The sequence below is a fragment of the Marinibium conchae genome (assembly GCF_015595035.1).
GTDB lineage: Bacteria > Pseudomonadota > Gammaproteobacteria > Enterobacterales > Alteromonadaceae > Glaciecola.
On record NZ_JADNRN010000001.1, the window covers coordinates 522985 to 540524 of the forward strand.

Sequence of the window (17540 nt, forward strand, 5' to 3'; positions counted from 1 at the left end):
TGCCGAAAGGGGCAATGAATGCCCCTTCGGTTTTAGCGTAAGATAGTTGGTCTATGAGCTAGCGTATTAGCCACCAATATCCTCTTCAGTATCTTGTCGTAGGTCATTGGTTGTGATGCCTAGTGCACTGATTGCTTGCTCGATATCGTCAGTTTGCTGAACAAGCGCTGCAATTACCGCGGTGATATTTTCTTGCTCAACACCTTCTTGAATAAGTTGGTCAAAAGGCGTACCGGTTTTTGCTTTTGTATCAATTACCGCTGCCTTGGCCATGGTCTCTTCAAGTGATGCGCGAAGCTGGTTGGCTAACTCGAAATGACCCTCAACGACCATTAAGTCGTACGGTGAAGCACCTTCGATAAGCTCACCATCAATGCGTGTATACGACCCTAGGAAACTGTTCTGCACACCTTTTGCGTTGAGAAATATGTCGCGATGGGTATTGTCGCTAAAGCAAGAATGTTCATCTTCTTGAGAGTCTGTGGCTAGCGCTATTTTTATACGCTCACCACCGAGTTCACCAAAGCTCAAGCGGCCCATTCCTTCGAATATTTTAGCAAGTGAAACATCGCCGCCAGCGATGTAAGCGTTATAGTGAACACCAGCACCTGGCTCCCAAGCTTCAACCACGGCGGTGAGGTCGTCGATTAGAATGTCGGTAGCAGCTAGCAGATAATCGCCGCGGCGTGCACAAATATCTTCAACGACTGCAACTTCGCCGGAAGTGCAGGCATTAGGATTGCCGTTTTCAGTTGTGTAGAAATCACTTACCGGACGCTGACCACCTGATGAGTCTCTTTGGCCTGCGCCACTCAAGTCTTCATTGAGATCTTGGCCCCACAGTAAAAACTCAATAGCGTGATAGCCTGTGGTAACGTTGCGCTCGTCTTCACCGAATTCAAAAAGCGAACTGATTGTTTCTTTATCAATAACGGGGTAGTCGGTGATATTGGCGATGGCATTACCACTTAAAGCATTTTCGGCACTTTCTGGGCCTGAGTTTCCATCAACTACTGGCGCAACGTAATCAATAATAGCTTCACCTAAAGGCCAAGCATTGATGCTACCTTCTGGACCATCACCATCATCACCCATTGTGCCGTCTTCTTTTAATGCATCAATAGGGCCTACGCGGAAGCGATATACTTCAGTTTGACCATAGGGTTCGCGTGAAGCAAGCCATGCCTGCTTGGCTAGCGTAAAGTTTGCTTCTGTCGGAGAAGCTATAAATGTTTCCAAACTGTTTCTGAGTGCGACCACACTGATAAGAGAATCAGCATAGGCGGCATAAGCAATGTTTGCATTAGTGGCAACCACGTCATCTCTGCTGACGAAGGTGCTAACACCATTTTGACCAGGTGCGCCATCAGCACCAGTGACACCGTCAACGCCATTGAGGCCATCGTCGCCGTCGTCGACGCATGCACCGAGGGTGAAAGTAAGTGCTATTGCGATAGCTAAACTACGTTTTTTCATTGTTAACCTTCCTTTAGATAACAAAATGGTACTCTTAATGAATACCTAAATGATAATGATTATCATTGTTGATCCGTTTGGGCGTGATTGCAATGGTTTTTTCGAATAAAATGTAAGGTTTTCTCTGATTATTTTTGTGTGATAGAGGGTTTTTGCACTGAAAATCGCCTTCGTGGCGGCGCCAAAGGGAAGAGAAAGAAAAAAAGATAAAGGAAAGAAAGATAGAGGAAAAATGAGCGGGGTGCTTTATGCTATTCTTTAAAATCTATGTGTTCGTGAACATTACTCCATGATTCGGGGAATTTGCCTTGTAGCATGTAGGAAAACGAAATGAGTTCGGCAATAACATGGTAGAGGCTTTCCGGGATCTCTTGCCCCAAGTCCATTCTCGATAACAAATCGCTGAGGTAAGGGTCTTCGTGAATCAACACGCCATGCTCTTTTGCCAAGGCTATAATATCGTCGGCCATGTCACCAAAGCCTTTGGCTATTATCGTTGGTGCTTCTGTATCGTGGCTGTTGTACTTCAGGCCGACCGCTTTTTTCATTTCACTCATACTTTTGTCTCAAATAAATGATAATGCTCAGGCTTTAGTTGTGTAGGAACTTTGCCAATGGCGCAGGAGCGTTCGATTAAATCAATGCCCAACTGTGCTAGTCGCTTTTGCAGATAGGGAAGCATATTCAGTGCTTTGTTCTTTAGCGTTTCGGTTGATGTGTAAAGTTGTAATTTAATTTGGTTTTCAGTTAACTGCGTCTTGGCCAATATTTTACCGTGTTCGCCCACATCAAGTTTCATTGTTAAATACCATGACGAAACACTCTCTTCGTTGGCAGTATTTTTCTTTTCTTGGCTTTCGCGCTTAATGAGCAGCTCGAGGTCGTCGGCGTCTTTATTCAACAGATTCGGTAGCGAGTAATAGAGTTGGTCTTGCCCTTGTAACGACGATTCTGCACTTGTTATTTTACTGTGTTGATGATTCGCTAATAGCTTGGCAACCTCTGCTGATAAATTATGTTTGGCATCGAATTGTCGAAAGTCCTGCATCATCCTCGCACTCTGCACGTTAGATATTGTTGGTATGATATTTTTCACGATGTCGGGGATCTGATCTTGCAGTTTGCTGGCCTGCTTATTTGATTGGCGTTGCAGTTTGGACGCCAAACTTACCTGTAGAAGAGTCACTAAGCCCGATAAAAATCCACCTTGGCTAATACTCGCAAGGGCCGAAATTGGCGGCGGGTTAAGTGGTGAAGCGAGCAGAGTTTGAATAGTCCTACTATCCAAATTAGGCACATTTGAGTCAGTTTTTGGCAATTGTTCTTTAATGCTTTTTAAAAGCTGTTGGGTCTCTGGACTTAGCTGGTCGAGCTCAGCACTGTTAGTTAATACCGCGTTAAGCTGAGAATTGATACTGGCGATACTTTGAGACTGAGACCCCGACAACACCAAGCTTTGCTTATTTAACTCTTGGAGTGAGTTTTTCAAAACTCCGAAATCAAGCGCTTTCGCAATCGCTTTGATGTCAACTGAACTTAGTGGTTTATTTTGACTAGGGTTTGCGTTCGGTGTTGATAATGCTTCTTTAGTTTTCACATCCGCATTAGCATCAACACTACCTTGTAGATGAGCGATTTGCTTTATGATTTGCTCGATTACTGGGTTGAGTACCTTGGCGCTAGGGTCTGCGCTGCTAGGATTAATCTGCCCCTTTTGTATGAGTGTTTGCACAAGCTTCTGCAATAGCTTATTCGATTCAAATTGCGGCACTGACTGCGTGTTAGAGGCTTTTGGAATATCGTCTGGCACACTTGTGGGGTTGGCTCTTGCCATGCTAGCTGCCGCGAAATTATTCACCCGTTGATTAAATAGCGCGTTTTTGGCGATTAAATCTGCTTTCGTAGGGATCACAATATTGCGAGCATTTACAGGTGCACGTTCAAGGGGGCTGTCTGATGATTGCGCAACACCCGAAAGTGCAGCGCTACTAGACGACTTTAGTAGCAATGACTGTGCCTGGGCAGCGCTGAGCTCGAATCGTTGTGGTCGTAAATTACCTAGCACTGAAATGCTTAGCGAGCCTTTTGTTTTGCCGGCTTCAATCGACAAAAATAGACTTTTGCTACCCGCACTTTCGCCGCGCGCTGCAACAGCGTTGTCTTTGCCATTATTGATTGAATTCGCCAGCTCACTGACTGCTTGTTTGCTCAGGTTCTGAAAACTCTCCTGCAGGCTCTTTGGTAGTAGCGCAAGTAGATTTTGGTTTAACGGTATGAGTAATTTGTTCGGTGAGGCTATACTTTGGTTGGCTCCTGTTGGAGCTGCTTGCACCGCTCCAGCTTTAGTTGCAATCGCCTCGAGTAAGGAGGTGTTTAACAGGGCAGTGGGAAGCACACCTTTGTTTAACTGCCCCTGACTTGCCGTTAATACAGTTGTTGAATTAGTGGACAGGTTGTTTATTGATAATATTTTGGGGCTTTTACCACTTAAGTCTGCGTTAATCTGCACTTGGTCGCCAAGCTTGAAGGCACTGGCTTGCGCAGTGCTGAGTGTGATCTGTGCTTGTTGAGCCCCTAAATTTGAACCCGCTACTTGGAATTTGATACTCAGTTGAGTTAAGCCCGATGCATTACTAATACCTACGATTGAACCTTGTAGCGCTGCCGTGCTTGTGCCAGAAATTGTAATGTTTCCAAGCGACGCAGCTTTCGTCAGTAAGCTATTGATTTGGTTGTCGTTGATATTAACGTTATTAGAGAGTAGCGCTGAGGGAAGTTTGTTTGCAATTGCGGCTTGCGTGGCTTGATTACTTGCTTGGCTTGTTGTGCTCGAACTTCCGGTATTTGCGGCGATCAATAAATAAGTATTGGGTTTATTCGCCAATTGCAGCAAGTCAAACGCTTGACCGCTTGTTACTGCTAGCTTAGTAGCCCCGGATGTTTTATCAGAAAATATTGAGGCAGATACTTGAATGGCTTGTTTATTTTGTGGGTTGGTGAGTGTGACTACCGTTGGTGTGACTTGCGATACTAGCACTCGCGCGAGTGTTTGATTGGCGATAGCGCCCACACCACTAGAGTCTCGAGAGCTCACTCCTGCATTCTCGCCACCACGGGCAAGCGCATTTGTTTGGGTTGGTGGAACAGAATTAAAATTCGACATACTTTATTATCGGCAAGCGATGCGAAAAAGCAACAATATGGATCATTCGTTTGATATTTATCAAATTCATCGAGAATTACATAGCTAAATAATTTATTAAGGCCTTATGACAGATAAATATTATGGTAGTATCTCGTTGATTAACATATTAAAACGAGTAGTGGCGTTTGACGATATTAGTAGCTCAAAATATTGCATGTGAAAAAAGTGACAGGCGTCTCTTTAGTGACGTTAATATCCATCTGTCTGCTTCTCAGCTCATCCATCTTACCGGCGAGAACGGCGCGGGCAAAACCAGCTTGCTCCGCATTCTTGTGGGGCTAAGCGCGCCAGCAAGAATAGAGAGCGCCCCAGCAAGATTCGAGAGCGCCCCAGCAAGAGTAGAAAGCGCCCCAGCAAGATTCGAGAGCGCACACGCAAGACCAGAAAGCGCGTCAGCGAAACCAGACGATGCTTCAACAAATGAGTTCACACAAGGTCGTGTTGAAATCAACGGCACAGATGTACACAGCAACACTGACCAAGCCAGCGAAAAATTACTCTATTTCGGACATAAGCAGGGGGTAAGCCAATTGCTCACGCCTGTCGAGAATCTCATGTCGTGGTGTAAATTGCACAACATCGTAGTGAGCGAAGCAGACATTATTACCATTTTAGGGGAGCTTGGCTTAACTGGCCTCGAGGATTTACCCTTAAAGAACTTATCCGCTGGACAACAGCGCAGAGTTTCTTTAGCCAAGTTATGGTTAAAAACACATGCTAATTTGTGGGTGCTAGACGAACCTTTTACAGCTCTCGATGTGAATCTTATCGCCAGCTTAGAAAATAAAATACGCGAATTTCTGCAAAGCGGCGGTGCGGTGTTAATGACATCGCATCAGGCGCTTAACATTGATCACCCGATCACCAATATGCATTTGGAGTATCAATGGTAACTAAGGCACTACTGGCTGTATTTAAAAAAGATATAGCCTTGGCTTACAGACAAATTGCTGAGTTGATGCAACCGCTAATGTTTTTTGTACTGGTGATTACCTTGTTCCCATTAGCTGTGGGTCCCAGTCCTGAAACGCTTCAGCGAATCGGAGGTGGTGTGATATGGGTTGCCGCTATTTTGTCTTTATTGTTAGGCATGGAGCGTTTGTTTCGAGATGATTTTGCCGACGGTACACTCGAACAATACATATTGTCGCCAATACCGCTATATCTCATTGTTGTTGTGAAGGTACTTACCCACTGGTTGATGCACATTGTCCCGCTGTTTTTAATTTCTCCTTTATTAGCCCTGTTTCTGAATCTTTCCGTAGATATGTACGTGGCATTGATGCTAACGCTTTTGTTGGGTACGCCGTTAATTAGTTTTGTGGGTGCAATTGGTGTTGCTTTAACCGTTGGTTTGCATCGAGGTGGGGTGCTTCTGGCGTTGTTGTTGATCCCTATTTTTATACCGTTGTTAATATTTGCCACATCGGCGATTGAATCAGCGTCGATGTTATTACCATATCAACCGCAACTTGCTATTATTGGTGCAATGTTGCTGTTTTCAGTTGCTTTATCGCCCATGGCGATCGCATATTCATTAAAAGTGAGTCAAAGTTAATGTGGAAGTGGATTAATTCGTTTGCAAAACCTGAAAAAGCGCATTGGCTAGCAACTGTGCTTATTCCGTGGTTTGCTGTTGTGGCCATCGTGAGTCTAATTGTCGGTATTACTTGGGGCTTGGGTTTTGCACCACCTGACTACCAGCAGGGAGACTCTTTTCGAATTATCTATATACACGTTCCCAGCGCAATACTTGCTATGGGCGCATATGTTGCGATGGCAGTGGGGGCCTTAGTAGGCATTGTATGGCAGTGGCGTACCGCTTTCATGTTTATGATTGCTATCGCGCCGGTTGGTGCTGTTATGACTTTCATATCTCTTTTTACCGGTTCATTTTGGGGTAAGCCAATGTGGGGAACATGGTGGATATGGGATGCTCGCTTAACCTCTCAATTAATTCTGTTATTTCTATACCTAGGCGTAATAGCCCTCTATTCAGCTTTTGACGACAAGCAACAAGCCGGCAAGGCTTCAGGTGTGATGGCGATGGTTGGCGTTATAAACATTCCCATTATTCACTATTCGGTTGAATGGTGGAACACCCTGCATCAGGGCGCAACAATCACAAAAATTGGAAAGCCTTCTATTGCACCTGACATGTTGTGGCCTTTATTAATTTGTATTGTAGGTTTCGCCGCTTTTATTGGTTGGGTTACCTTAATTCGCATGAAGAACGAAATAGTTATTCGGGATATGCATCGCCCCTGGGTGGCAAAAATGTTTGGTGTTGTCACGCCGCAGAAACTTCGTCGGAGTGATAAAATTTTGGGCGGCACTGCACAGACTTCTGAGCAAAGGGAGGCCAAATAATGGAATTTCAATTCGAGACGATGGCTGATTTTTTCGATATGGGTGGCTACGCACTTTTTGTATGGCTTTCGTTCGCGTGCACCTTCATTTGCATGCTCGCCTTATTCATTCAGAGTGTGTTTGTGAGCAAAAAGATTCAACAAGGCGTAAAAAAAGAAGCGGCGCGTGCTCAGCGTATTATTGATGCTAGGGTCGCAAGAAGTGAAAAAATGCGTCTTAAAAGAGAAACTCAAGACTCAGAAATTAGCAGGGTAGAAGCTGCGCCAACAAATTCAAATTCTAATGATGAGGTAAGTCATGAACCCAAGACGTAAACAACGTTTGTTCGCAGTATCGAGTATCGGCGTTCTATTGGTATTATCTATCGGCTTTATGTTGTATGCCCTTCAAGATTCAATTGACGTCTTTTATACTCCCACTGAAATTATGCAAGGAAAACAGAAGACTGGGCAGAAACCGGTGCTCGGACAACGCTTGCGTATAGGTGGTTTGGTCGTGCCTGGTTCTGTTTCTCGTGATGAAGCAACACTTGCTGTCAGTTTCGACCTGATGGATACAGGGCCTAAAGTCACTGTGCAGTTTAATGGCAGTCTTCCTGACTTGTTTCGTGAAGGGCAAGGGATAGTGGCTACTGGCATATTAGAGAAAGAGAATCTTATTGTCGCTCACGAAGTGTTAGCTAAACATGATGAAGAATATATGCCGCCTGAGCTTGCAGAGCAACTTAAAGGCATTAAGCATGTGAAACCAGAGGAGGCGGGTTACTAATGATCCCTGAACTTGGTAACGTTGCCCTCATCATTGCACTGGTTTTATCTATATTACTCGCTGTGTACCCACTGTGGGGGGCGCAAATCCATAACCAAACGATGATGCGCATGGGGCGCCCTTTGGCCTTTGGATTATTTCTGTTTACTGCCTTCGCCTATCTTTGCCTGACCTATTCGTTTTACGTTGACGACTTTAGTGTGGCGTATGTTGCCCAAAATTCCAATAGCGCGCTGCCATGGTATTACAAAATTACCGCGGTATGGGGCGGTCACGAAGGTTCATTCCTGCTTTGGTGTTTGATTTTTGCAGTCTGGACGGTTGGCGTCGCCTTGTTTTCTAAAGGTATTCCGCAGGCGATGATAGCCAGAGTGCTTTCGGTGTTAGGGATGGTAAGCATCGGCTTCTACTTATTTATGTTGCTCACCTCCAACCCTTTCGATAGCTTGCTACCGTTTTTCCCCGTTGATGGGCGTGATTTAAACCCATTACTACAAGATTTTGGCATGATTATTCACCCACCAATGCTGTATATGGGCTATGTGGGCTTTTCCGTTGCTTTCGCCTTCGCCATAGCCGCTCTCATTGGAGGCCAACTTGATTCTACTTGGGCACGTTGGTCGCGCCCATGGACAATCGCCGCATGGAGTTTCCTCACTATTGGCATCGCTTTGGGCAGTTGGTGGGCTTATTATGAACTTGGTTGGGGCGGATGGTGGTTCTGGGATCCAGTTGAAAATGCCTCCTTTATGCCGTGGTTGGTTGGCACCGCCTTAATGCACAGCCTTGCAGTCACAGAAAAGCGTAAAGTGTTTAAATCATGGACAGTGCTTTTGGCAATCGCCGCATTTTCATTAAGCTTGCTTGGTACTTTTCTCGTGCGCTCAGGAGTCTTAGTTTCAGTCCATAGTTTTGCTAGCGACCCATCCAGAGGCTTATTCATACTAGGACTCTTGGTTATTGTTATCGGTGGTTCTTTGTTGCTCTATGCAATCAGGGCCTCGCAACTAAAAAGTGTTGGGCGCTATGAGATATTTTCTCGAGAAATGATGTTGATGGGAAACAATGTGTTACTGGTTGCCGCTACCATCGTTGTATTGTTGGGTACTCTGCTACCCTTGGTACATAAAGAGCTAGGCATGGGCACTATTTCAATCGGAGCGCCATTCTTCAATGAAATGTTTACCTTACTGGTGGTTCCTTTTGTTGTGTTTATGGCAATAGGCCCACTATCTAGATGGAAAAAACAAGCCCCTAGCGCGCTTCGAAACCAGTTATTGCTTGCACTTTTTCTAGGTGTATCGGCGGGTGTTTTGATTAACTTCACCTACGATGAAGCAACTTATATGGGCATGTTAGGATTGGTCTTGAGCTTTTGGATATTGATTGCTGTGGTATTAGAGGTTAGACAGCGAGTGACGTCAAATACGCGTGAAGAGCCACTTTTAGCGTCGCTTAAAAAACTGACACCAAGTCACTGGGGAATGGTGCTGGGTCATGTTGGTTTTGCCGTTACCTTAATCGGTATTACTTTAGTAAGTAATTATGAACTTGAGCGTGATGTACGCATGAACGCAGGAGATACCGTCACAATCGCTGATTATACTGTTAAGTTCGACGGTGTTAAACAAGTGCAAGGGCCAAATTACAGTGCCGATCGCGGTATTTTCGATGTGTATAAAAATGGCGAGTTCGTCAGTCACCTCGAACCTGAAAAGCGCTTCTATCCAGTACAGCGAACGTCGATGACTGAAGCCGGTATACATACCACTCTCACGCGTGACCTCTTTGTTGCCTTAGGAGAGCCATTATCTAACAATGGTTGGGCGGTAAGGCTTTACTACAAACCTTTTGTGGTGTGGATATGGGGGGGCGCCTTCATCATGTGTGTTGGTGGTATTTTCTCTATGTCGGACAAACGCTATCGCATCAAAAAGATGGCAAAGTGGAAATCAGTTATCGGACGACATGGCGAGGGAAATAGTCCGGAAGCGCAGATTGCAGGCTCTCCAACGCTAGGTGCCAGTCAAAACGTTGTGGCTGCGAAGCCAGCAGGAGAGCAAAGCTAGTGAAACGTATTATATGGTTCTTATTGCCCCTGTTTCTGTTTTTGGGCTTGAGTGTGTTTCTCTTTCAAGGGCTTTTTTCTGACCCGCGCGACCGAGAATCAGAAGTGCTAGCCGAAGCCTTTCCACCTTTCACTTTGCCTGATCTAATGGATGAATCGCTAAGCTACGACAACAGCGTTTTCGACGGCAACGTGACCTTAGTGAATGTATGGGGCGTTTGGTGTGTCACTTGCGCCATAGAGCTACCTTATCTTGAAACACTAAAGGATCAAGGCTATCGCATTGTAGGTTTGTATTACGACCAAGACCTCGATCCAGATTTTGGCACTAAAACGCTTGAACGCGTTCGCTCCGAAGTAGTGACTACCTTAGCAAAATACGGCAATCCTTATGCCTTTAATATTTTTGATGTATATCGAGATACTGCTTTAGATTTAGGCGTTACAGGAGCACCAGAGCACTTTCTTGTTGACAGTCAAGGCGTTATTCGAGTGCATCATTTAGGTGATATTAACCCCAGAGTGTGGAAGAACAAGTTTGTGCCCGTGTTACGAGAGCTGGGCGCGTTAATGCCAGCCGACGAGGAGCTAAGCGCCGATGTTAGGAAATAAATCGCTGATAGAAGTTAGTAAATCAGACTCGACTGTTTTTGTGTCATTTGGCTCAATTTCAAGTGCAATGGCGTCTTTTTTGACGAAATTATGCTTCCTTTTTTGCTTATTTAGCAGCCTGGCTATTGTCGTAGTGCCACAAACTCATGCACAAAACAGTGTGCCTGTAGCGCAAGTGGAAAGCGCTGAACCCAATGCGAGTGAAGAGCCGATTATTACTGCGGAAAACTATGCCTTTGATGATGCATCGCAACGCAGGGTGTTTCTCGACCTCACTGCGGTATTGCGATGCCCCATGTGCCAAAACCAGAACATTGCTGATTCTGACGCCATGATTGCTCATGATATGCGAAGAAAGGTGTATCAATTACTGAAACAGGGAAAATCAAAAGACGACGTTATTGCTTTTATGAAAGAGAGATATGGCGACTTTGTGTATTATCAGCCACCTGTGACACCTGTAACTATATGGTTGTGGGTGCTACCGGTGATTTTCGCCTTTGTAATGATGCTCGTTTTTATTCTGCGACGCAAGCCGACGGTTGATGACGATATTCAAGATAAAATCGCTGCGGCGAATAAACTATTGAAGGATGAATAGTGGTCAGTTTTTATTTGTACTCCATCTTTTTCGCACTTGTTGCGATAGCGTTTGTCGCTTATCCATGGTTTAAAGACAGAAGCGCAAAAAAACGTTTCGAAGTGTCTAATGCTAATGTGATCAAGCAACGTATAGAAGAGATCCAACGAGAAGCGCAAGAAGGACTCATCGACGAAGATGAGATGGATACCGCAATCAACGAAATGAAGGTTGCTTTGGCTGAGGAAGCCGAATTCCAACAAGCCCAACAAGACGAAGCTGAACGCGTAAGTTTGTCTGCTCGATCAGCTAAAATACCGTTGCTAATTGGCGCTATTCCCGCTTTAGCGATAGGTGTTTGGACTTACTATGATGCCAACCAGCTCTCAGGTTTACGTGACTTAGTTGACGCTACCAGTAATGTAGAGCAAATGAGCCAGCGTATATTAGGTCAAGATGCATCGGAAGTCTCTCGGGAAGAATACAACAAGTATGCCTTGGTTATCCGCCAGCAATTGCGTAAGAAACCAGATGATGTTACTGGCTGGCAGTGGCTAGCGCGCTTGCGAATGACCCTTGGTCAAAGTGAAGAAGCTTCGCAAGCATTCGACCGTATCTTAGACATTAATCCCAACGACAATCAAACGCGCATGCAATACGCTCAGGCGCTTATGATGATGGGCAGTGAAGAAAACTTGCAGGACGCAAAACGTCAAGTACTCTATTTGGTGAGTAAATCGCCGCAAGATCGAAATTATCGCCTATTACTAACGGTTATCGCCGCCCAGTTAGGTGACAAAGAAACTGCCTTCGATAATTTTGCGCTCATCAAAGCGCAACTCTCGGCAAACAGTCAATTATATGTGTCGTTAGTTGAGCAACTTAAAAAAATGGGGGCGAGCGATGAGCTACTTGCGCTTAATTCACAAGACAGCAATGAAGATCAAAACGGCAATACAACACAAACCACTGCAAATGCTGAAGGCCCAGCTTTTGATGTTAGCGTGAATATTTCGAACGAATTGAAAGAAAAACTGCCACCTTCCGGTTACTTAATTGTTTTTGCCCAAGATGCTAATTCAGGTGCTCGAATGCCACTAGCGGTTAAAAAAATAGCTCTTCCAAGCTTCCCAATAACACTAAATTTAAGCACCAGTGACGCAATGATTACAAACTTTTCATTGAAAAATGCTAAACAAGTCACTATAACTGCGCGTATATCCATGGACGAAGACGTGATGACAGCGCCAGGTGAGCTGCAAGGTAGAGTTGAGAATCTCGATGTAGCCAACACCACAAGTGCTGTTAACTTAACAATTACTGAGGAAGTGCAGTGACACAAAATACAATAGGCTTAGGGCCAAACGCAAAAGTCTTACTCATCTTAGCTGCTTTGCTAATGGGCGGTTGTGCTAGTCAAAATGCTAGTAAGCAAGCTGGCGAAGTTAATACTGACATAGCCGAGCAGAATACGGTGGAATCAGCTAATGACGACGGGGTAAATGACCCTTTAGAACCAATCAACCGAGTGGTGTGGGATTTTAACTTTGAGGTACTCGACCGCTTCTTAGTAAAGCCTCTGACGAAGGGGTATATTGCTGTGACACCTCAATTTGTGCGCACAGGACTACTTAATGCTTCCGAGAATCTGGGCGAGCCAACCAATGCGGTCAATAACTTACTTCAAGGCAAAGGCACTGATTCTATCGCCAGTGTGGGGCGCTTTTTAGTAAACAGCACCGTGGGAATTGTGGGTATCTTCGACGTTGCCTCCGAATTAGGTTTGGAGCGTAAAGAAGAAGATTTTGGTCAAGTATTGGGTGTGTGGGGTGTGGGCACGGGCCCGTATTTGATGTTGCCAGGCCTAGGCCCGAACGATGCAAGGAGTTTAGCCGGTACCTTCGTAGATAACGTTTATTGGCCATTAGAGTTTGTAGAAAGCCCCTACGTTATCGCTGCAAATGTGGTGAATGTGCTTGAAACTAGAGCATCCTTGTTAGATCAGGAAGAAACCTTAAACCGTTCACTGGATCAATATCTCTTCGTGCGTGATGCCTACTTCCAACGTTTGGCTTTTCAAGTAGCCGACGGGAAAGTTGAAGCACGCTCAGCTGAAGAAGTAGAAGAAGAAGCCGACGACTTCTCCAACTTCGAAGATATGTTAAAAGACCTGTAGACTTAGTCGTAACCGTTAGGGTTATTAGACTGCCAGCGCCAGCTGTCTTCACACATCTCTTTTAAGCCTTTTTCGGCTGTCCAGCCTAGTTCATCGGCAGCGAGCTTTGGATCTGCATAGCAGGCGGCGACATCGCCGCTGCGCCTTGCTGTGATCTTGTAGGGCACTTTTTGCCCAGACGCTTTCTCAAAATTGCTGACCATTTCAAGCACACTATAACCTTGGCCAGTGCCCAAGTTGTAGGTCACTAAACCGACTTTTTGGCTTAGCTTATCTAAAGCCTTAAGGTGGCCGTTAGCTAAATCGTCAACATGGATGTAGTCTCGCACACCAGTACCGTCTGGCGTGTCGTAGTCGTCACCAAATACACTTAAGTATTCTCGCTTACCTGTTGCTACTTGCGTTATGAAGGGCATTAGGTTATTTGGAATACCATTAGGATCTTCACCTATCAGGCCGCTGGAATGCGCACCTGCCGGATTGAAATAGCGTAATAACACAATATTCCAGTTGTTATCAGCCTTGAACAAATCGGTTAGCATGAGTTCTACCATTAATTTAGACTGTCCATACGGATTCGTTGGTGTTCCTGTAGGAAGTTTTTCGTGTAGCGGTAATTCTGTTGGGTCCCCGTAAACAGTGGCAGATGAACTAAATACAATATTCTTTACATCATGTTCGGCCATTGCCTTACACAAGTTTAGCGTGCCGTATACATTGTTCTCGTAATACATAAGCGGTTTCTCAACCGATTCCCCCACCGCTTTCAAACCTGCGAAGTGAATAACACCATCGATCTGATGCTCTGAAAAAATGCGATTCAGAATTGATGAATCTCTGATATCTCCCTCGTAAAGTACCGCGGATTTGCCTGTTATTTTCTCAACACGCTTTAAGCTTTCGTCGGAGGAGTTCGCAAAGTTGTCGAGAATGATTACATTTTGACCGGCTTCTAATAGCTGAAGAACTGTGTGGCTACCTATGTAGCCGGTGCCGCCTGTAACGAGAATATTTTGCATGTTTTACTCTTTGGTATTTATGTAACGGTAAATGTGTATAATTATCTTATAAATCGGATTATTAATCCACTTAGACTACCTAAGCCATCAGTTCCTTGAATGGGGGACTGCAGTTATTCGGAAGGCCCTGTCAAATGCTTCACGCACAACGAGTATTGTATCGGTTTCACTAGGATTGGGTAAAGTGCGAGAATTAATGCAGCCCAAATTAATGAGGTCCAGTCGGTAGAAATGCGTAGCAAAAAAATAAAGACCGGCACCAAGACTAGAAGCTTCAATACATTGAGCATCGCCTTTTCTGGCACGCTCATGTGTTTTGCTGCATCTTCCATGATTGCAATACGTTCGGTAAGGGGTTTATCTTTCAATTGTGGAATGTGCTTCGTTGAAGTATAAATTTTCACGCTTGGCTCCATTGTTAACTCTTCAACTATTATATAGGTATCATTACGTTGATGCATAAAAAAAGCACCTGAACTATTGTTAGGTGCTTTTTATATTTGATTATATGAAGAAATTATCGCTTTTTAAAACGTCTAGCAGCTAATCCCATTATACCTAGTGCAAATATAACTAAGGTTGAAGGTCCAGCAACTTGCGCTGTTTGGCTAAATTCAATATTGTCAATTCCAAAGGAGTAAGCGCTTGTTGCACCATATGCAGTGAAGGTTGCTCTGGATAAGTCATTAAAGCCTATCAAATCAAATTTTTGAAAATCAAGTAGCGGATTAAATTCCGCTATTAAATCCAAATCGAATCTACTTTGAATGCTTCCTCCGGTAGCAAAATAGCCGGTAACTTCAATACCTTCAGCACCAAACCTTGGAAAAAAAGAAGTATTAATATTCCTACCTTCTGACCCGAAAAAACTCAACAGGTTAAAGAGTTCACCTGTAGTGGATTGCATATTGATGGAAGCAGGGGTTCCTCTATTTACTAAGAGCGATGGAGTTCCTGATGTAGGTATATTAGAGTTGCCAAGCTCCCCAAAAAGAAAGCTTCCACTGAGTGAAGATATCGTGAATCCTTCCTCTATAGGAGATCCTGCGTCAAAGGTAATTAAACCTGCATTGGCCAAGTTACAAACAGACAGCATCAGACCGGCAAATACAGTCTGTAGAATTTTTGATTTCATGAAATATTCCTTGTTAGTCCCTTTCCATTGATTTTGGATTGGCACTGTAAAAACAACGTGTTATTACTTCTCGGCTGGATGTAAGCAAAAAATACACCAGAAAGTAAATTTGTTTTTTTTCAGTGGCTTATATTTCGCTAAAGTTACTGGTAATTGATTTTTGTAAAGAACACCGACACTGAGTGTATAAAAATAAAGCAAATAAAAACAAACAATAAGAAACAAACAGTTTTTAATTGTTGATATTATTTAGTAGGCTTTTGTATTTGATGTAGTCCTTGTTTGTATTCATTACGTATCACAAATAGTCGGTGTGCAGTAAAACTAGAGGCCAACAATACCACTGTTATTCAATGGTATTATTGACTTGATGTGTCACAACATGTTCAAACTATTAAGACGTTATTCATCATTCCAATTAGTTAATAACTTATCTTAGTTGAAACCCACCTTTTTGGTCGATAGGCCTTTTCGAACTTTATTCGGATTTTGCTGCTATCGATAATTTTTCCCACTTCCCAGTTTTCACAGAAAGCAGTAATAGTAAGATGCCAACGCCAACGCTAAACAAAGTAATCTGGATATACAAGCCCGGCATTTGGTCAACTTTTTCGGGGTCGAAATTACCTGACAGTAAGCCAGCAATAATATTACCCATCGCATAGGTAAGAGTGAATACTCCCATCATTTGGCCAGCAAAACGCTTCGGTGAAAGCTTACTCACCGCACTCAAGGCCGTTGGGCTTAAGCATAATTCACCAACCGTATGTAAAAAGTAGGTTGCTACTAACCAGTATGGCGCTACCTTTAAATCAGTTGCAGCATATTGAGCTGCGAAATACATCACAATGAAACCGCTTGCCATTATGATGAGTCCTACAGCACATTTTACAGAGTAACTAGGCTCTATCATTTTCTTTGCCATGTTGATCCAAAATGCAGCGAAGAAGGGCGACAAGATAATAATGAAATAACTGTTGATTGATTGGAACCATGCTGGTGGAATTTCGAAGTCACCGATCATGCGATCTGTATAGTTTTGACCAAACAAATTCAAAGATGAGCCTGCTTGCTCAAAGCCAGCCCAAAAACAGGTAGAAGCGACGCAAATGAGGAATAAAGCGCCTAAACCGCGTTTTTCATTTTCATTTAAGTTACCGGTGAAAAAAATATAGGCGAAGTAAACTAAGAAAATAGTACCAATGGTGTAAGCCACGTACTCAGCGACAACGACTGCATTGAAAGTAAGTGAACCGCTCATTATCAAGAAAGTGACCACCGCAATAAGTGATAACACCGCAACGATTACAGACCACGCTATCTTGTTTCCAGCCGCAGTTAAGGGAATCTTAGGGCCATCAGCAACACCAGTAATATTATGTGCAGACAGTTTGTATTGAACGATACCGATACCCATACCAATTGCGGCTGCACCAAAAGCATAATGGTATCCATATTCAACTTGTAGATACCCACAAACCATATAGCCAATAACGGAACCGATGTTTATGCCCATGTAATAAAGCGTATAGGCACTGTCGCGACGTTTGTCTTCAGGCGTATAGAGTTCACCGACCATTGCGCCAATATTTGGTTTTAACAGACCTGTACCAAGAACTACGAAAATAAGACCGATGAAAAAGCTCCAGTCGGTAGGTATGGCCAAAATAATATGTCCGGTCATAATAATGCAGGCACCATAAAACACGGCTTTTTGACCACCGATTAAACGGTCTGCTATCCAACCACCTGGCAGGCCAAAGAAATATACTGCGCCGGTGTACAAGCCATATATTGCACCAGCTGCGGCAACGGTAAGACCCAAACCGCCTTCTTGTAAACCTGCTACCATGAAGAGCACAAGTAAGGCTCGCATTCCATAATAACTCATTCGCTCCCACATTTCAGTGAGTGCTAGGGTTGAGAGCCCCATGGGGTGACCAAAAAATCGTGTATCGTTAGTGCGATCGACATGACCGCCATCTGGAGAGGAGGTTTGCATACTGCTTCCTTTATTATTGTTATTATCATTGTCGTTTTATTGCAACCAGCATTATGCCCGTGTTAGTAAGAAAGTTGCAAGTTTGTTAATAAGCACGTTGCATACGAAATCATTGAAAAAAAGAGCGTT

17 protein-coding genes are annotated in these 17540 nt (G+C 44.0%); 10 read left to right on the forward strand and 7 right to left on the reverse strand.

Going from position 1 to position 17540, the window contains the following annotated elements; all coding sequences use genetic code 11:
• Positions 1–66 precede the first annotated feature (66 nt).
• From ISG33_RS02135 to fliK, 3 genes are all read right to left on the reverse strand, one after another.
• The gene (locus ISG33_RS02135) at positions 67–1476 is read right to left on the reverse strand and encodes an imelysin family protein (protein WP_195731916.1); all 1410 of its coding nucleotides are present in this window, start codon (positions 1474–1476) and stop codon (positions 67–69) included.
• Between the two features lie 251 nt (positions 1477–1727).
• Positions 1728–2033 (reverse strand): EscU/YscU/HrcU family type III secretion system export apparatus switch protein, encoded by a 306-nt coding sequence (locus ISG33_RS02140; protein ID WP_195731917.1) that lies wholly within the window; start codon positions 2031–2033, stop codon positions 1728–1730.
• Positions 2030–4639: a flagellar hook-length control protein FliK gene (gene fliK / locus ISG33_RS02145; protein ID WP_195731918.1), complete on the reverse strand. Its 2610-nt coding sequence runs from the start codon at positions 4637–4639 to the stop codon at positions 2030–2032. The genes ISG33_RS02140 and fliK overlap by 4 nt, the downstream gene beginning before the upstream one ends.
• 167 nt (positions 4640–4806) lie before the next feature.
• On the opposite strand from fliK, the gene ccmA reads away from it, so the two are divergent.
• The 10 genes from ccmA to ISG33_RS02200 all read left to right on the forward strand — a co-directional run bounded on the left by ccmA (position 4807) and on the right by ISG33_RS02200 (position 13255).
• Complete coding sequence (ccmA, locus tag ISG33_RS02155; RefSeq protein ID WP_229333421.1) at positions 4807–5574, forward strand: heme ABC exporter ATP-binding protein CcmA; 768 nt, start codon at positions 4807–4809, stop codon at positions 5572–5574.
• Positions 5568–6239 (forward strand): heme exporter protein CcmB, encoded by a 672-nt coding sequence (gene ccmB / locus ISG33_RS02160; protein WP_195731919.1) that lies wholly within the window; start codon positions 5568–5570, stop codon positions 6237–6239. Before ccmA ends, ccmB begins: the two co-directional genes overlap by 7 nt.
• The gene (locus ISG33_RS02165) at positions 6239–7051 is read left to right on the forward strand and encodes a heme ABC transporter permease (RefSeq protein ID WP_195731920.1); all 813 of its coding nucleotides are present in this window, start codon (positions 6239–6241) and stop codon (positions 7049–7051) included. The genes ccmB and ISG33_RS02165 overlap by 1 nt, the downstream gene beginning before the upstream one ends.
• Entirely contained in the window at positions 7051–7365 is a 315-nt protein-coding gene (gene ccmD / locus ISG33_RS02170; protein ID WP_195731921.1) for a heme exporter protein CcmD, read from the forward strand. Before ISG33_RS02165 ends, ccmD begins: the two co-directional genes overlap by 1 nt.
• A complete protein-coding gene (ccmE, locus tag ISG33_RS02175; RefSeq protein ID WP_195731922.1) occupies positions 7349–7819 on the forward strand; it encodes a cytochrome c maturation protein CcmE in 471 nt (156 codons plus the stop codon). Before ccmD ends, ccmE begins: the two co-directional genes overlap by 17 nt.
• The gene (locus ISG33_RS02180) at positions 7819–9888 is read left to right on the forward strand and encodes a heme lyase CcmF/NrfE family subunit (RefSeq protein ID WP_229333422.1); all 2070 of its coding nucleotides are present in this window, start codon (positions 7819–7821) and stop codon (positions 9886–9888) included. The genes ccmE and ISG33_RS02180 overlap by 1 nt, the downstream gene beginning before the upstream one ends.
• The gene (locus ISG33_RS02185) at positions 9888–10499 is read left to right on the forward strand and encodes a redoxin family protein (RefSeq protein ID WP_195731923.1); all 612 of its coding nucleotides are present in this window, start codon (positions 9888–9890) and stop codon (positions 10497–10499) included. The genes ISG33_RS02180 and ISG33_RS02185 overlap by 1 nt, the downstream gene beginning before the upstream one ends.
• 67 nt (positions 10500–10566) lie before the next feature.
• Positions 10567–11100, forward strand: a complete 534-nt coding sequence (locus tag ISG33_RS02190; protein ID WP_195732987.1) for a cytochrome c-type biogenesis protein — start codon at positions 10567–10569, stop codon at positions 11098–11100.
• Positions 11100–12416, forward strand: a complete 1317-nt coding sequence (gene ccmI, locus ISG33_RS02195) for a c-type cytochrome biogenesis protein CcmI (RefSeq protein WP_195731924.1) — start codon at positions 11100–11102, stop codon at positions 12414–12416. The genes ISG33_RS02190 and ccmI overlap by 1 nt, the downstream gene beginning before the upstream one ends.
• On the forward strand, positions 12413–13255 hold the full coding sequence (locus ISG33_RS02200) for an MlaA family lipoprotein (protein WP_229333424.1): 843 nt from the start codon (positions 12413–12415) through the stop codon (positions 13253–13255). Before ccmI ends, ISG33_RS02200 begins: the two co-directional genes overlap by 4 nt.
• A 2-nt stretch (positions 13256–13257) precedes the next feature.
• On the opposite strand, the gene galE is transcribed toward ISG33_RS02200, so the two are convergent.
• The 4 genes from galE to ISG33_RS02220 all read right to left on the reverse strand — a co-directional run bounded on the left by galE (position 13258) and on the right by ISG33_RS02220 (position 17411).
• Positions 13258–14274: a UDP-glucose 4-epimerase GalE gene (galE, locus tag ISG33_RS02205; RefSeq protein ID WP_195731925.1), complete on the reverse strand. Its 1017-nt coding sequence runs from the start codon at positions 14272–14274 to the stop codon at positions 13258–13260.
• Between the two features lie 113 nt (positions 14275–14387).
• Positions 14388–14678 (reverse strand): DUF6170 family protein, encoded by a 291-nt coding sequence (locus ISG33_RS02210; RefSeq protein ID WP_195732989.1) that lies wholly within the window; start codon positions 14676–14678, stop codon positions 14388–14390.
• A 113-nt stretch (positions 14679–14791) separates the two neighbouring features.
• The gene (locus ISG33_RS02215) at positions 14792–15409 is read right to left on the reverse strand and encodes a hypothetical protein (protein WP_195731926.1); all 618 of its coding nucleotides are present in this window, start codon (positions 15407–15409) and stop codon (positions 14792–14794) included.
• A gap of 478 nt (positions 15410–15887) precedes the next feature.
• Positions 15888–17411, reverse strand: coding sequence for a peptide MFS transporter (locus ISG33_RS02220; RefSeq protein ID WP_195731927.1), 1524 nt, complete (start codon positions 17409–17411; stop codon positions 15888–15890).
• Between the last annotated feature and the right edge of the window lie 129 nt (positions 17412–17540).

Coding starts and splice junctions, on each gene's coding strand:
- ccmB (WP_195731919.1), top strand. CDS start 5,568: ATGGTAACTAAGGCACTACTGGCTGTATTTAAAAAAGATATAGCCTTG.
- ISG33_RS02165 (WP_195731920.1), top strand. CDS start 6,239: ATGTGGAAGTGGATTAATTCGTTTGCAAAACCTGAAAAAGCGCATTGG.
- ISG33_RS02180 (WP_229333422.1), top strand. CDS start 7,819: ATGATCCCTGAACTTGGTAACGTTGCCCTCATCATTGCACTGGTTTTA.
- ccmE (WP_195731922.1), top strand. CDS start 7,349: ATGAACCCAAGACGTAAACAACGTTTGTTCGCAGTATCGAGTATCGGC.
- galE (WP_195731925.1), bottom strand. CDS start 14,274: ATGCAAAATATTCTCGTTACAGGCGGCACCGGCTACATAGGTAGCCAC.
- ISG33_RS02140 (WP_195731917.1), bottom strand. CDS start 2,033: ATGAGTGAAATGAAAAAAGCGGTCGGCCTGAAGTACAACAGCCACGAT.
- ISG33_RS02135 (WP_195731916.1), bottom strand. CDS start 1,476: ATGAAAAAACGTAGTTTAGCTATCGCAATAGCACTTACTTTCACCCTC.
- ISG33_RS02220 (WP_195731927.1), bottom strand. CDS start 17,411: ATGCAAACCTCCTCTCCAGATGGCGGTCATGTCGATCGCACTAACGAT.
- ccmD (WP_195731921.1), top strand. CDS start 7,051: ATGGAATTTCAATTCGAGACGATGGCTGATTTTTTCGATATGGGTGGC.
- ISG33_RS02190 (WP_195732987.1), top strand. CDS start 10,567: ATGGCGTCTTTTTTGACGAAATTATGCTTCCTTTTTTGCTTATTTAGC.
- fliK (WP_195731918.1), bottom strand. CDS start 4,639: ATGTCGAATTTTAATTCTGTTCCACCAACCCAAACAAATGCGCTTGCC.
- ISG33_RS02215 (WP_195731926.1), bottom strand. CDS start 15,409: ATGAAATCAAAAATTCTACAGACTGTATTTGCCGGTCTGATGCTGTCT.